This is a genomic window from Chryseobacterium piscicola (assembly GCF_900156685.1).
GTDB lineage: Bacteria > Bacteroidota > Bacteroidia > Flavobacteriales > Weeksellaceae > Chryseobacterium > Chryseobacterium piscicola.
This window is the reverse complement of record NZ_FTOJ01000001.1, coordinates 443,816-458,167: the sequence shown is the minus strand read 5'-3', so window position 1 is coordinate 458,167 and position 14,352 is coordinate 443,816. Positions and strand designations below refer to the sequence as shown.

At 34.5% G+C, this 14,352-nt stretch carries 15 protein-coding genes; 11 read left to right on the top strand and 4 right to left on the bottom strand.

All coding sequences use genetic code 11. The annotated features are described in order from the left end of the window. The first annotated feature begins 92 nt into the window (after nt 1-92). The 6 genes from nadC to BW939_RS02165 all read left to right on the top strand — a co-directional run bounded on the left by nadC (nt 93) and on the right by BW939_RS02165 (nt 7,048). Nucleotides 93-953 carry a carboxylating nicotinate-nucleotide diphosphorylase gene (gene nadC / locus BW939_RS02190; protein WP_076449343.1) on the top strand — a complete coding sequence of 287 codons (861 nt, stop codon included), beginning with the start codon at nt 93-95 and terminating at the stop codon, nt 951-953. A gap of 210 nt (nt 954-1,163) precedes the next feature. Beyond that, complete coding sequence (locus BW939_RS02185; protein WP_076449341.1) at nt 1,164-3,839, top strand: TonB-dependent receptor; 2,676 nt, start codon at nt 1,164-1,166, stop codon at nt 3,837-3,839. A gap of 89 nt (nt 3,840-3,928) precedes the next feature. Beyond that, nucleotides 3,929-4,360: a hypothetical protein gene (locus BW939_RS02180; RefSeq protein WP_076449339.1), complete on the top strand. Its 432-nt coding sequence runs from the start codon at nt 3,929-3,931 to the stop codon at nt 4,358-4,360. 40 nt (nt 4,361-4,400) lie between these two features. Beyond that, the gene (locus BW939_RS02175; RefSeq protein ID WP_076449337.1) at nt 4,401-4,790 is read left to right on the top strand and encodes a four helix bundle protein; all 390 of its coding nucleotides are present in this window, start codon (nt 4,401-4,403) and stop codon (nt 4,788-4,790) included. A gap of 58 nt (nt 4,791-4,848) precedes the next feature. Beyond that, nucleotides 4,849-5,841, top strand: a complete 993-nt coding sequence (locus BW939_RS02170; RefSeq protein WP_076449336.1) for an aspartate-semialdehyde dehydrogenase — start codon at nt 4,849-4,851, stop codon at nt 5,839-5,841. Nucleotides 5,842-6,055: 214 nt separating this feature from the next. Next, entirely contained in the window at nt 6,056-7,048 is a 993-nt protein-coding gene (locus BW939_RS02165) for a cation diffusion facilitator family transporter (RefSeq protein WP_076449334.1), read from the top strand. Nucleotides 7,049-7,057: 9 nt separating this feature from the next. Here BW939_RS02165 and BW939_RS02160 read toward each other — a convergent pair whose 3' ends face one another. The 3 genes from BW939_RS02160 to xrtF all read right to left on the bottom strand — a co-directional run bounded on the left by BW939_RS02160 (nt 7,058) and on the right by xrtF (nt 8,753). Further along, nucleotides 7,058-7,501, bottom strand: coding sequence for a hypothetical protein (locus tag BW939_RS02160; protein WP_105170172.1), 444 nt, complete (start codon nt 7,499-7,501; stop codon nt 7,058-7,060). A 296-nt stretch (nt 7,502-7,797) separates the two neighbouring features. Beyond that, nucleotides 7,798-8,235 (bottom strand): exosortase F system-associated membrane protein, encoded by a 438-nt coding sequence (locus BW939_RS02155; protein WP_076449331.1) that lies wholly within the window; start codon nt 8,233-8,235, stop codon nt 7,798-7,800. Continuing rightward, complete coding sequence (xrtF, locus tag BW939_RS02150; RefSeq protein WP_076449329.1) at nt 8,232-8,753, bottom strand: exosortase family protein XrtF; 522 nt, start codon at nt 8,751-8,753, stop codon at nt 8,232-8,234. Before xrtF ends, BW939_RS02155 begins: the two co-directional genes overlap by 4 nt. Nucleotides 8,754-8,804: 51 nt before the next feature. On the opposite strand from xrtF, the gene BW939_RS02145 reads away from it, so the two are divergent. The 5 genes from BW939_RS02145 to BW939_RS02125 all read left to right on the top strand — a co-directional run bounded on the left by BW939_RS02145 (nt 8,805) and on the right by BW939_RS02125 (nt 12,624). Next, nucleotides 8,805-9,824, top strand: coding sequence for an aminoglycoside phosphotransferase family protein (locus tag BW939_RS02145; protein ID WP_076449327.1), 1,020 nt, complete (start codon nt 8,805-8,807; stop codon nt 9,822-9,824). Between the two features lie 180 nt (nt 9,825-10,004). Beyond that, entirely contained in the window at nt 10,005-10,415 is a 411-nt protein-coding gene (locus BW939_RS02140; RefSeq protein ID WP_084566570.1) for a RapZ C-terminal domain-containing protein, read from the top strand. 78 nt (nt 10,416-10,493) lie between these two features. Then, nucleotides 10,494-11,207 carry a nucleotidyltransferase family protein gene (locus tag BW939_RS02135; protein ID WP_076449324.1) on the top strand — a complete coding sequence of 238 codons (714 nt, stop codon included), beginning with the start codon at nt 10,494-10,496 and terminating at the stop codon, nt 11,205-11,207. 131 nt (nt 11,208-11,338) lie between these two features. Next, entirely contained in the window at nt 11,339-12,091 is a 753-nt protein-coding gene (locus BW939_RS02130; protein WP_084566569.1) for an LOG family protein, read from the top strand. 62 nt (nt 12,092-12,153) lie between these two features. Next, nucleotides 12,154-12,624, top strand: coding sequence for a DUF6702 family protein (locus tag BW939_RS02125; RefSeq protein WP_076450102.1), 471 nt, complete (start codon nt 12,154-12,156; stop codon nt 12,622-12,624). Nucleotides 12,625-12,939: 315 nt separating this feature from the next. Here the strand turns inward: BW939_RS02125 and BW939_RS02120 are convergent, their stop codons facing one another. Then, nucleotides 12,940-14,331 (bottom strand): M949_1556 family lipoprotein, encoded by a 1,392-nt coding sequence (locus BW939_RS02120; protein WP_076449322.1) that lies wholly within the window; start codon nt 14,329-14,331, stop codon nt 12,940-12,942. Nucleotides 14,332-14,352 lie beyond the last annotated feature (21 nt).

Sequence of the window (14,352 nt, the reverse complement as noted above, 5' to 3'; positions counted from 1 at the left end):
GATTTTAGATTTACACACAATTCCCAGAAAATTTCAATTCTCATCTTCCATCAATTGGAAGAGATAGAAAATGAACTAAAAAAATTACAATAATGAAAAGACCAAACTACGCGACCGACAAAGTTTTAAAACAATTCATCAAAAATGCTTTAGAAGAAGACATTCAGGATGGAGACCACTCTACTTTGGCTACAATTCCTAAAGACCTTCATCAAAGTGCCAAACTTTTGGTGAAAGAAAACTGTATTTTGGCAGGTGTTGAGCTGGCCGAAATTATTTTTAAAACTTTTGATAAGAATCTTAAAATAGAAAACTACATCAAAGACGGCGAGTTGGCAAAAGTGGGTGACATTGCATTTATTGTCACAGGAAGTGCAAGATCAATTCTTTCAACAGAAAGACTGGTTCTCAATTGCATGCAAAGAATGAGTGGCATTGCAACATTAGCTCAAGATTGGGATTCAAGGCTTGTAGGGTCAAAAACAAAGCTTTTAGACACAAGAAAAACAACTCCCAATTTCAGAGTATGTGAAAAATGGGCCGTTGCTATCGGTGGAGGAACCAACCACAGATATGGTTTATACGACATGATTATGCTGAAAGATAACCATATCGATTACAACGGAAGCATCACCAACGCCGTGAAAATGGCAAAAGACTATGTGAAAAAATCCAAGAAAAAACTAAAGATTGAAGTAGAAACCAGAAATTTAGACGAAGTACAGGAAGCCATTAACGCAAAAGTGGATAGAATAATGCTTGATAATATGGATGTTATCACAATGAAAAAAGCCGTGAAACTGATCAACGGAGTTTGCGAAAGTGAGGCTTCTGGTGGAATTACAAGAGAACAATTAAAAGAAATTGCATCAACCGGAGTGACTTACATCTCTGCGGGTGCCCTCACACACTCGGCTGCCAATATAGATTTAAGTTTAAAAGCAATTAAATAAAATATTACATTTTTATCAAAAACAATCCTATTTTGTTAAATACTAAATAATATGATTTTTTTCACGTTAAAATCCAAAAAGAGTACACAACATTGAAAAACAATGTTTTACATAGTATTTGGACTGATTAAAAATTAACATTGCGTTAACAATGGTTAGGAATTATTTTATGAATTTTGCATCAAATTAATTCTAACTATTACTACGATTATGAAATTAATCAACAAATCAGCATTAACCGTCCTGATCACGTTATCTACGGCTAGTGTTTATTATGCACAACAGGTACAGGATACCGTAAAAAACGAAAGCTCGAGAGATATCGACGCTGTTGTTATTACTGGTGTTGCCGATCTTGCTAAAGACAGAAAAACTCCGGTTGCTGTTTCAAACATAAAAGCAGCGCAAATAATCGAAAGATTAGGAAATCAAGAGTTACCGGAAATATTAAACACGACGCCTTCAGTATATGTAACCAAAGGTGGTGGTGGTTTCGGAGATGCTAACATTAGAGTTAGAGGTTTTGGTAATTCTAATACCGCTGTAATGATCAATGGTATGCCTGTAAACGACATGGAAAATGGTGCCGTTTATTGGTCAAACTGGGCTGGTCTTGCAGATGTTACTTCAGACATCCAGATTCAGAGAGGTCTTGGATCTTCTAAATTAGCTATTGCGTCAGTAGGAGGTACTCAAAACTTCATTACTAAAGCTGCTGATAAAAAAAGAGAAGGAATCGTGACTTTAGGAATTGCAAACGACGGATACTTAAAAACATCTTTTGCATATAATACAGGAAAATCAAAAAAAGGATGGTCTTCATCTTTCTTATTAGGAAGAACTGCCGGAGCAATGTATATTGATGGTTCAGATTTCGAATCTTACAACTATTATTTTGCATTAGGATATCAGCCCAATGAAAAACACGATTTACAGTTTACATTTACAGGAGCTCCTCAATGGCATAACCAAAACTTTACAAACACTATTGCAACCTATTTAGATATGGGTGATGGTTTACTAAATGGTGTAAAAGCAAACGACCCAAACAGAAAATACAACTCTAACTGGGGAACTTTGAATGGCCAGCAGTTTTCAACCAACACCAATTACTATTCAAAACCAATTGCGTCAATCAACTGGGATTGGAAAATTTCTGAAAAATCGAAATTATCTACCGTAGGTTATGGTTCTTTTGGTAGAGGAGGTGGAACAGGTTTCTTAGGAAGCATTAACGGGAAAACTGTTTTCAACGTAGCAAAAACAGCTGACGGTCAAATGAGATGGGACGATATCGTAAGATGGAATCAAGGCCAAGTAGTTTCAGACTTTACCGTGGGGAATACTACAAATGCTCCAGTAAATGCCACACCTGGTATTGCTACAAGATCTAATGGTCTTGTACAAAGAGCACACGTAAACTCTCATGACTGGTATGGGATTTTATCTAATTTCCAACATAAAATCAACGATAACTTGAATTTCTCTGTAGGAATTGACGGTAGATATTACTTCGGTTACCACCCGGGCGTAATTACAAATTTCTTAGGCAATAAAGAATATCGTGAAAATCAAAACCTAAACCAACAACCGTTCTACACTGTTAATCAATCATACAGCACAGTTCCATCTGCAAATCCTTTTGTAAAGGCAATTAAAGATAATTCTCAGATTGCAAGTAGAAATTACAATGGTGAAGTTTTATGGTACGGAGGTTTCGGACAAGTAGAATATTCGAATGACAAGATATCCGCATTTGCACAAGGTTCTATATCTAATCAATCTTTCCAAAGAATTGAAAACTGGGTTGTAGATGGTGTTACAAAACAACCAAGCGCAACAACAGGACAAATTGTTAATACAAAAACAGGCTTTAAAGATTTAATAGGTTATAATGCAAAAGGAGGTATTAACTATAATATTAATGATCACCATAATGTATTTGGTAATATCGGTTATTATTCAAGACAACCTTTCTTCACTTCAGTTTATCCAAATAACCAACAAGTTGTAAACCCGAACTTGACTAACGAGAAAATCTTCTCAGCAGAATTGGGATATGGTTTCAGAGCTAAAAACCTTAGAGTTAATGTAAACTTATATAGAACTTCTTGGGCAGACAGATTTCAAAGAAGAACTGGTTTAACGATTATAGATGCAAATGGAGTTTCAAATCCTTTTTCATATGCTGAAGTTAACGGTATAACTGAAGTTCATTCAGGAGTTGAATTTGAAGCATCATACAAATTAGGTCAATTCGTAGAGCTAGAAGGTATGGCATCAATTGGAAATTGGGAATATGAAGGTAATGCAAGCAGTACTTCTTATGACCAGAACAACAACCCAATCAATTTGGCTGCAGGTAGTAACATTGCTACGTTAGCTTTAGACGGTGTAAAAGTAGGTGATGCTGCACAAACTACAACTTCATTAACGGTAATTTTAAAACCTGTAAAAGGATTAAGATTTTATGCTAACTGGAGATATGCAGATAGAAACTATGCTGGTTTCAACGTAAATGATTTTGATAACTCAAGAAATACAGCAACTTATACCGCACCAGCTACTCAGTTTGGAGCACTTCGTTTGCCTGATTATCATTTATTTGATTTAGGAGCCAACTATAGATTCAATCTAAAAGGAGGACAAAGTTTAACAATTAGTGCAAATGTGTACAATTTGTTTGATACTACCTACATTACTGAATCTACTACAAATAACCACACAGGTCTTTCTGCAAACAACTTCACTGGAACACCTGCGCAGCAGGCAACAGCGTTAGCTAATTACAATGCAGTAGGAACTTACCAAGGTATTCATCAATCTAACCAAGTATATTTTGGTTTTGGTAGAACATGGTCTACAAGTTTAACTTTCAGATTCTAATAAATTCACTTTTATTACATACAAAACCCAGCCTCACAGCTGGGTTTTTTTGTTATCTTTGTGCTTGAAAAATTAAAAATAAATATACTATGGACTTTTACAAAATTTTACTCAGCGCACACAAAGGTTTTGCCTATCTGGAACTGCTTTTGGTGGCTCTTTTCATTATCGCACTTTTAGCGACTATGTTTGGCTTCAGCGGAAAAGTAAACAAGTTTTTAAAGAAAACGACTTTGTTCACAATGATATTCTTCCACGTTCAGTTTTTGATCGGAATCATTATGCTCGTTATCAATTTCTCTAAAGGCTTAGACATGGGAGGTGTTATGAAAAATGCCGACTTGAGATTCCAATATGTAGAACACCCATTCTCTATGTTGGTAGCAGCAGTTTTGATGACTATCGTCAATAAAAAAGTAAAATCTAGCGACAGAATCACTGTACCGGTTGTGGTAATGGGATTAATAGCTGTAGCACTATTCGGATACGCGTTTCCTTGGGCAAGAGTCTTCGGAGCGTAGAATTCAAAATTTAAGGTTTAAAATTTAAAATTACTTCAGCATGGTAATTAAAAAATTTGAAGATTTAGAAATCTGGCAACTTGCACGAATTTTATGCAATGACATTTATCAAATTTCGCAGGAAACTCTCTTGGGGAAAAATTATCGCCTTAACAATCAAATAGACGGATCTTCAGGATCTATTATGGATAATATCGCAGAAGGATTTGAAAGAAATGGCAATAAAGAATTTGTGCAATTTCTCTCTATAGCTAAAGCTTCATGCGGTGAAACGAGATCTCAGCTTTACAGAGTTTTAGACAGAAAATTCATCGATGATATTACGTTTGAAAAACTGAAAGACCAAACCGAAATTTTAAGCAGACAAATCAGCGGATTTATCACTTATCTTCAAAACAGTGATATCAAAGGGAGTAAATATAAATATTAAATCGAATCTTGAATATTAAATCTTGAATATTAAATTTTAAATTTTTGAATATCATATTATGAAAGTAGCTGTAGTAGGTTCAACAGGAATGGTTGGACAAGTGATGCTTAAAGTTCTCGAAGAGAGAAATTTCCCTGTAACTGAATTAATTCCGGTCGCTTCGGAAAGATCTATTGGTAAACAGGTGAAATATAAACAGGTAGATTACACTATCGTAAGCATCGACGACGCTATAGCTGCCAAACCTGATATCGCCATCTTCTCCGCGGGAGGTTCTACTTCTTTGGAGTACGCTCCAAAATTTGCCGAAGCCGGAATTACCGTAATCGACAATTCTTCAGCCTGGAGAATGGATCCCACTAAGAAATTAGTCGTTCCAGAAATCAATGCTGATGTATTGACAAAAGAAGATAAGATTATTGCCAACCCAAACTGCTCTACCATTCAGTTGGTAATGGTTTTAGGGCCATTGAATAAAAAATATGATTTAAAAAGAGTAATCGTTTCTACCTATCAGTCTGTAACAGGAACAGGGAAAGCTGCCGTAGATCAATTGAATGCAGAGATTGCAGGAGATGATTCTGTTGCCAAAGTGTATCCTTATCAAATCTTCAAAAATGCATTGCCTCATTGTGATGTATTTTCGGATGATGATTACACGAAAGAGGAGATTAAACTGATGAAGGAACCTAAGAAAATTTTAGGCGACGACACATTCAATTTAACAGCCACTGCGGTAAGAGTTCCGGTACAAGGAGGTCATTCTGAAAGCGTCAACATCGAATTTGAAAACGAATTTGAACTAGATGAGGTAAGAAAGATTTTATCTGAAACACCAGGTGTTATCGTAATGGATAACGTAAAAAACAACGAATATCCAATGCCTCTTTATTCCGAAGGAAAAGATGAAGTTTTTGTTGGAAGAATCCGAAGAGATCTCTCGCAACCGAAAACACTGAACCTCTGGATTGTAGCAGACAATCTGAGGAAAGGCGCTGCAACCAACGCAGTACAAATTGCTGAATATCTGGTTGAAAACAACTTAGTATAAGCTAACAAAATAAAAAAGAGTCTCCAAAAGAGATTCTTTTTTTTATCGAAAAAAACTTTTAGCAATAGGCTTATAATTATAGTATGCCTAAATCTTGTTTACCTCAGTCCGAAAGAAAGCACAATTTCTTTGAAAAAACTATCAAAAATTACACTCCTTACGGTAGGGGCAATTAATTTTGAAGAGGTTACAATAATATTATAAGACAAAAAAAATGACAACAATAAACAATATCAAAGACAAAATAGGCTTCCAAAAACTTATAGCTATTTTCGGAATTGTTCTTTTTGTAGGTAAAATAATAGCTTGGAAGCTTACAGACTCAGATTCCGTATTTTCGGACGCCATGGAGAGCATCGTTAATGTCATTAGTGCTTTCATGGGTCTTTATTCTTTGTATTTAGCTTCAAAACCAAAAGACGAAGACCATCCTTATGGCCATGGGAAAGTAGAATTTGTAACATCAGGAATTGAAGGCGCACTCATTGCTATTGCCGGGATTATGATCATCTACGAAGGCATCAACAGTTTAGTGGTTGGAAGAGTACTGAAAGGGCTCGATTGGGGAATTGCCATCATCACCCTTACAGCAATTATAAATTATTTTTTAGGCTACATCTCCATCAAAAAAGGGAAAAAAGAAAATTCATTGGTTCTCATTTCATCTGGAAAACATTTACAGTCTGATACCATCACTACGTTGGGCGTTGTAATCAGTTTAATCATTGTATACTTCACCAAAATTTATTGGATAGACTCTGTGTTTGCACTTATTTTTGGCTTCTACATTATTTTTGTGGGCTACAAGATTGTCCGAAAATCTTTAAGCGGAATTATGGATGAGCAAAATCCTGAGCTTTTGAAAAACATCATAGACCTTCTAGAAGAAAACAGACATACCGAGTGGATTGATATTCACAACATGAAAATTCAGCAGTTTGGCTCCTCACTTCACATCGATGCACACATTACACTACCCTATTATTACAGTCTTCGTGAGGCACATCAGAAAATGGAAAATGTGGTTATTTTATTAGCCAACAATACCGATAGAACGGTGGAATTCAATTTTCACATGGATGATTGCAAAACAATTTCCTGCCCCATTTGCCAGATCATGCATTGCCCTGTGAGAGAAAGAGATTTTGTAAAAAAAGTAATATGGACACCCGAAAACGTAACGAGTGTAGAGAAACATACAATATAGAAAGACACTTTATTCAATTTTTAAAAAAAAATACTTCTTCACACTACCCAATTTTGCTTGCAATTCTTCTACACTGTATCTATAATTATCAATCTCAATATAATCAATAGTAGAATGCCAATTATAATTAGAACCTTGTTCTATTCTACTGGTGGATCGGGCTGGTAAAGTGATAACAATCATAGAATCATAAACTTTTTGCTCAAGCACTTTAAGTTTTTTTTCATTTTTATAATTGAAAAATTTAACAGGCTCTAGGCTGTCTATATATTTTAATTGGTAATGAGAACTTTTGATTCTACTAATTTGCCGAATATATTTTATGGTTACCATCTTCGTTTCATTAGTAAGATTCTGCATATATATATTCGTTTCAATACTGCATCCGAATAAGAGAAACAGCGTCCACAGACCGAAGAATAATTTAATTTTTGAACTGAAATTTTTCATCATTTCTAATAAAAGCTTTACAAATATCTTGTTATTTTTATAAAAAATTCAATAGGTTTAAAACTATATGATTGTCCGCAATCTGCTATCATTGAAAATACTATGTATTTCGTAGCTAAATTTACGCCTTTGTATAACTTAAAAACAATCAGTATTTAAAATCCTTTTTTTACTGTTGCATTAAATAAAGCATTATGATGAACAGCGGAGATACAATAAAATCTATTATTAGACGTTTTATAAAACACTAGAACAAGTATTAAACGCAGAAAAACACTGTTATTACAAATCTTTATGGCCTAAACTGTTCTGTCAAGCATTTGTTTTCTGTAATAAAACAGAGGAATTATCAAAAGTAAAATCAAAGGCTGTATCACAAACCTTCTCATGTAGAAAGAAAAAAGGTAACCTATTTCAAACCTGTCTGAAATGCAATAGAGATAAATGGGCAATGTAATAGCGAAAATTATAATCATCAGCAGAGCGCCCTGGGCTGTCCATTCTTTATTTTTAAATATAAAATGAATGATGATGCAGGAAAAAATAAGGTTTAAAACAAATCTTAAAAAATGGCTGATGATTAATTTTACCCAATCAAACTCAGGAAAACTTGCATTTTTGGTTGCTTCATGAAAGAAATTCAGAAATGGATCGTAGAAGAGTTGATCCTCAAAAATCCTTACAGAAACAATTCCTGCAATTCCTATCACTATATAAAAATGAATTAAAAACCTCATTTCTTCAAAGCAAAAAACTTGATCCAAACTAGCCAAAGCACCACAACAGTGCCGTATATAATTGCCGGAAAAACGTAATCATGCCCTATCTTACTGTATTGCGGATGGTCTCTCACAACGATATTGAGACCTATTATTCTGAGAACATTTATTAAGTAAAGAATAAAAAAACCAATGAATGCAAATACAAAAGTTTTTGCACCTTTGTAAAAAGCAAACACGAATGCTATAAAAAGGATGATAATAGAAATTGCGTTACAACCTTCAACCATTCGGGTAATGTACTTTTGTTTTACATAAAACCAAACTTGCTGATTGGGCACATCGTTGTAAAGTAAAGTAGGATAACCTAATTTGTTTTGCGCCCAAGTTGCCTGATTGGCAATCAGCCTAGAATAAGGATCTAAGCCCGATGTCTCAAAACTGTTCAGGAAAAATTGGTACGCCAAAATAAACACCACATAAATGATGATGAAACGCAGCAAAATCGCAAGTATAGGTTTAAAGTCCTTTAGCATAGCACAAAGATAAAATATTCGGTGGTAAATCATTATATTTGTTACCGTATTATGACTCAGGAACAAGCAATATTTTTTTTCGAAAAACATTTCGGTCAGCCTGCTGACGAATGCATCATTTTAGCTCAAAGTGGCTCATCTAGAGTCAACTTTAAGGCTTCAAACGCTACGTGTGATTACATCATTACTTTCAACGAAAATCTTAGAGAAAACGAATCGTTTCTTTATTTTTCTGAAGTATTTGGGAGTTTAAAACTCAATACACCAAATATTTATGTGGTTTCTGAGGACAGAAAACTATACATTCAGGAGTTTTTAGGAACAAAAACGTTATCAGACGTTATTTCCGAAGAAGGTGTTTCTAAAAGGGTAAAAACTTTGGTAATGCAGACTCTTGAAAAGCTTTTCGCCCTTCAAACCAAAACCGCAGACCGTATAGATTACCATAAAACTTTTGAATACGAAAGTTATGATGAGCTTCCCGTAATGCACGATTTGTATTATTTCAAAAGCTTCATCGCAGATGTTCTCGACTTAGAATATCACAAATCAACTTTGCTGAAAGAATTTAAAGAAATTACAAAACTCATCGAAAGCTTAGTGCCAAAAGGACTAATGCTGCGCGATTTTCAGGCAAGAAACATTATGGTTAATGATGTAGATAAAGTTTCATTTATAGATTACCAATCTGCAATGAAGGGTCCTTTGATGTATGATGTTATTTCTTTTTTGTTTCAGGCAAAAGCCAATTTCACCGAACAATTCAAAACCGAAATGCTCGAATTCTATATTAATTTATTTGAAGATGAGGAAACTAAAGTTCAACTAAAAAACTCGGTACAACCCATTCAGCTGATGAGATTTTTACAGGTTTTAGGCGCTTATGGCTTACGGGGCTTGGTTCAGAGGAAAAAACATTTTATTGCAAGCATAGGAAAAGGCATTGAAAACATTACAGCATTCACAGAAAAATGGGATGAGATGAAAAATTATCCTGAACTGCTGAATGTTATCAGACAATTAAATTCTGATAAGACAAAGATAAAAATTGAAGAAATTTTGAACCACTAAGTTTTATTTTAAGAATGCAACAAAGACCGTTTCTGTCATTTCGGAAGAATCTAATCCAAAAAAAGGAAATTATTAAATTGAGATTCTTATTAAATGATGAACGGAGAACAAATATCAAAGTAACGAATGCTGATTTTTTTTAAATCAATAATCATTCATCAAACATAAATTATAAAATATATGCTACACATAGACATTCACAGTTTTTCTTACAAGAAAGGAGGAATTCCCAAAGACGAAAGCGGTAACGGCGGTGGCTTTACCTTTGATTGTAGAGGAATTCTAAACCCCGGAAGAGTAGAAGAATATAAAATCCAGACAGGAAACGACATCGGCGTACAAGAATATCTCGAATCAAAAACCGAAATGCCACAATTTTTAGAATTAATAAAAAGCATGGTTTCCATCAACATAGATAATTATTTGGGAAGAGGCTTTGAAAATCTTCAAATCAATTTCGGATGTACTGGCGGACAGCACAGATCTGTATATTCTGCGATAAAAATAGCACATTTCATCGAAGAAAAGTATGGCCCACAAGTGGAAATCAGCCTGCATCACGATGAGCAGCACCATCTTAATAATAAATGATGATTGATTATTTATAAATGATTATTTAAAAACAGTTTATTTCTATCAATTATTATTCATCTATTATCAACAATAAAAATGAAGGCACTTATTTTTGCGGCAGGGAAAGGAACCCGTTTGAAACCTTTTACAGATCACCATCCAAAAGCATTGGCAAAGGTAAATGATGTGCCGCTTTTGGAGAGAAACATCAAATACCTTCAAAGCTTTGGCATCAATGATTTTGTGATTAATGTACATCATTTTGGAAGTCAGATTACAGAATTTTTAAAAGCAAATAATAATTTCAATGCTAAAATTGAAATTTCAGACGAATCTGAAGAACTTCTGGAAACAGGAGGTGGTTTGGTTTTTGCGAAAAGATTTTTAGATCATGGCGAAGATTTTATCATTATGAATGCAGATATTCTTACGGAGATTAATATTAATGATCTGGTAGAATATCACAAAAAGATGAAAGATTTTGCTACTTTAGCGGTATCAGACAGAGAAAGCTCCCGAAAACTGCTCTTTAATGATGATTTGATACTCCGCGGTTGGCTTAATATACAAAGCGGAGAGCAAAGACTCGCAGAATTTAATAAAGGTTTTAAAGCATTTGCATTTAGTGGTGTACACTGCATTAATCCTCTAATTTTTAATAAAATAAAAAGAACAGGAAAATTTTCTGTAATGGAAGAATATCTAGATTTGATGCAGACAGAGCACATTCGCGGATTTCTGCACCAAAGCATTTTAATTGATGTGGGCAGACCAGAATCTATACTAGAGGCAGAAAAACATTTTAAATAAACCTCTTTTTTCAACGAATACAAAGTATAGTCTTTTTTAAATAAAAAACATTTGTGGATTCTTTGAAAATAAATTTATTAGCCAATAAAGCTAAATTATCTTAACTATAATTTGAGACCAATAAAAAAAGAATGGGAACTGAAGGAACTAGGGATGAAAGTTTAAAAAATCCGGAATTAAATATCACCGAATCTATATTACACAACAGTTTCAGGCAAAAAACCTGGGACGAAATAGTAACCAAAGACAGCTGGATGGTTTTCAAAATCATGGCAGAATTTGTGGATGGATACGAAAAGATGGCTAAAATAGGGCCCTGTGTTTCTATTTTCGGATCTGCAAGATTAAAGCCTGAAAGTAAATATTACGAAATGGCAGTGGAAATCGCCGAGAAAATCACTAAAATTGGCTTCGGAATCATTACTGGTGGTGGCCCCGGAATAATGGAAGCAGGCAACAAAGGCGCTTTTAATACTAACGGAAAATCTATTGGTTTAAATATTGATTTGCCTTTTGAGCAACACTTCAATCCTTACATCAACAAATTATATTCGTTGAATTTCGATTATTTCTTCGTGAGAAAAGTGATGTTTGTAAAATACTCTCAGGGCTTCATCGTAATGCCAGGAGGTTTCGGTACTTTGGATGAGCTCACAGAAGCAATTACATTAATTCAAACCAATAAAATAGGAAGATTCCCAATAGTTTTGGTAGGATCTGAATTTTGGGGCGGATTATTAGGCTGGTTTAAAGAAACTTTACTTAAAGAAGGTATGATTTCTACCGATGATCTGGATCTTTATCGCATTGTGGATACTGCCGACGAAGCCGTTGAGCATATTAAGGCATTTTATGAAAAATATGCAGTAAATGTGAATTTTTAATTGGCATATTATTTGAGATTTTAAATAGACAAAAAAAATGATTGAAAAATCAACAATTTAAAATGAAAAAATTTTTATACATAACAGGAATATTTGCCTTGCTCTCTATGATGAGTTTTGAAGCCTTCGACTTCTATTCTTCTATGACCAAAGTAGACTACGCAGAAGCTAGTAAAACATTGAAATTTACTTCTAAAATTAATACGGCACACATTTCTGATGCCATCAAGATCAACAGAAATACCGCAGGATTTGAAGCCGAAGTAAAAAAATATATAAATAATAATTTTGATGTTTATGTAAACGATGTACCAAAAACACTTACTTTCACTGGAAGCCAGGTAAGCGGAGAAACGGTTTGGGTATATTTTGAAGCCAATGGTGTTTCAGATATTAACTCGTTAAAAATAAAAAACACGATTTTGCTTGGGGCATTTCCTAAACAAATCAATCTGGTAAACATTGCCTATAAGGGAAGTCAGAAAACAATGAATTTCCAGCGTGGTAAAGAAGTAAACGAAGTTGAATTTTAGAGATTCAGATTCTTTTTAATAGTATAAAAACCATTGATTTATCAGTGGTTTTTTTGTGGATTGATGCGAAACTTCTTATTGAAGTGATTGTAATAATTTGTATATACCCTTTTATTCTTTAATAGATTTCAATTTTTCACAAGATTTTAATAATATAGAAATTTTATAATTATAGATTCTCTGTTAAAATGCATATTATGATTTCCTTAGCAACAATACTCTAATGAGATTAAAAAAAGACCCAGCAGTTCAACTGTAAAAAAAAGGAGCTACTCTTACGAATAACTCCTTAGTGTGTTTATATTAAGCCTTTAATTATAAAGCCTGAATATTATCTAACTGAATAGTAGTAGAAGCAGATGTTGCATTACCTGTATATTCGAAGATGATGAATCCGTTTCCTGTAAGCGCTGCAGGAATATCATACGTTCCGGCAGGTGCCAAAGTACCATAAGAGCCAGAAGGAGCCTGTGGAATTGTGAAACTTGATGTAATATCTGTTTTTGTAGCCGCAGTAATATCACCCAGCGGAGTGTAATTTGTGCTCGTGTAGACTTTCAAAACATTCGCATTCCAGAAACCTACATTTACGTTAAATTTAAACTGGTTTGCCGCAGTAAAATCGATAGGAACAGCAAAATACGTGATATAATTACCAGATCCTCCGTTTGCTCCCAATTGAATATACTTGTTATTGCTGAAAGTTTTTAACTGCCAGTATCTATTTCCTTTCGTAGCATCGTTTACATATTTAGGGTACACTTCTAAGTTGGAAGGAGTAAGCGAGTAGCTTTCAAAATTTTCAAGGAAAGCACCAGAATACGTAATTGTTGTACCTCCTTTTGGTGGCGCAGGATCTACTCTTGTCCCTACAAAATTAAGATCAGCAGTGTTTCTGATCAGCATTTGCCATGTAGAATTGTACTTGCTTACCACGAAAGTAGCAGAACCACTTCCTGTAGGCAACTTTTTAGAACCTTCAGAAAAGAAACCAGAATTTCTGATGGCTACTGTATTCCCGAAAGCATCCTCAATCGTTCTGTCTGTATCTACACCAGCACCGGCTACATAATCGATGAAAGTTTTTACGGTAGGTTCTAGTTCACCGTCAGCAAACTGTGATCCCGGAACTTTTACCAACATATTGATGTACTGATCATTTTTCGCAGCCGCAAGATTTGGCAATTCAAGAGGTTTAAGTGTTGCCACTTCAAGACCGTTTCCGCCACATACTCCTGCAATATATCTGCTTAAAAGTGATGCCGGGATTCTTCCTACTGTGAAACTTGGATCTACAGAACCTATCTTCACGGTTCCTCTGTCCAGAGCAAGTCTAAGGCCTTTGGCATTAATTCTTACATGAGCACCAACAGGAAAATCTGCGTAGTTGCTAGATCTGTCTACCTCCATCTGAATGGCAGCAGTAGGATTCTCGGGTTTATCTTGAATAGAAATAGTTTTGTAGAAATTTCCATTTTCGTCGGAAGAAACTACGTATCCGTCAAAGATTTTATCGTCTGTGATAAGCAAAAATCCTGAAGAAGGAGTTAAAGCTTTAAAGCTTGCTAAAGTAGTATTGGTGGTTGGGAATTTATTTTCACAATTAATTGGTGGCGTTTCCCACTCGTCTTTCTGTGTACAAGAAGTAATAGCGATTGCAGATAATGCAACTCCTGTTACCAGACTTAAGTATTTTTTTATATTCATTGTCGTAATTTTTAAGATAAT

Coding starts and splice junctions, on each gene's coding strand:
- BW939_RS02135 (WP_076449324.1), top strand. CDS start 10,494: ATGAAGGCACTTATTTTTGCGGCAGGGAAAGGAACCCGTTTGAAACCT.
- BW939_RS02180 (WP_076449339.1), top strand. CDS start 3,929: ATGGACTTTTACAAAATTTTACTCAGCGCACACAAAGGTTTTGCCTAT.
- nadC (WP_076449343.1), top strand. CDS start 93: ATGAAAAGACCAAACTACGCGACCGACAAAGTTTTAAAACAATTCATC.
- BW939_RS02155 (WP_076449331.1), bottom strand. CDS start 8,235: ATGAGGTTTTTAATTCATTTTTATATAGTGATAGGAATTGCAGGAATT.
- BW939_RS02160 (WP_105170172.1), bottom strand. CDS start 7,501: ATGATGAAAAATTTCAGTTCAAAAATTAAATTATTCTTCGGTCTGTGG.
- BW939_RS02175 (WP_076449337.1), top strand. CDS start 4,401: ATGGTAATTAAAAAATTTGAAGATTTAGAAATCTGGCAACTTGCACGA.
- BW939_RS02170 (WP_076449336.1), top strand. CDS start 4,849: ATGAAAGTAGCTGTAGTAGGTTCAACAGGAATGGTTGGACAAGTGATG.
- BW939_RS02120 (WP_076449322.1), bottom strand. CDS start 14,331: ATGAATATAAAAAAATACTTAAGTCTGGTAACAGGAGTTGCATTATCT.
- BW939_RS02125 (WP_076450102.1), top strand. CDS start 12,154: ATGAAAAAATTTTTATACATAACAGGAATATTTGCCTTGCTCTCTATG.
- BW939_RS02145 (WP_076449327.1), top strand. CDS start 8,805: ATGACTCAGGAACAAGCAATATTTTTTTTCGAAAAACATTTCGGTCAG.
- xrtF (WP_076449329.1), bottom strand. CDS start 8,753: ATGCTAAAGGACTTTAAACCTATACTTGCGATTTTGCTGCGTTTCATC.
- BW939_RS02165 (WP_076449334.1), top strand. CDS start 6,056: ATGACAACAATAAACAATATCAAAGACAAAATAGGCTTCCAAAAACTT.
- BW939_RS02130 (WP_084566569.1), top strand. CDS start 11,339: ATGGGAACTGAAGGAACTAGGGATGAAAGTTTAAAAAATCCGGAATTA.
- BW939_RS02185 (WP_076449341.1), top strand. CDS start 1,164: ATGAAATTAATCAACAAATCAGCATTAACCGTCCTGATCACGTTATCT.
- BW939_RS02140 (WP_084566570.1), top strand. CDS start 10,005: ATGCTACACATAGACATTCACAGTTTTTCTTACAAGAAAGGAGGAATT.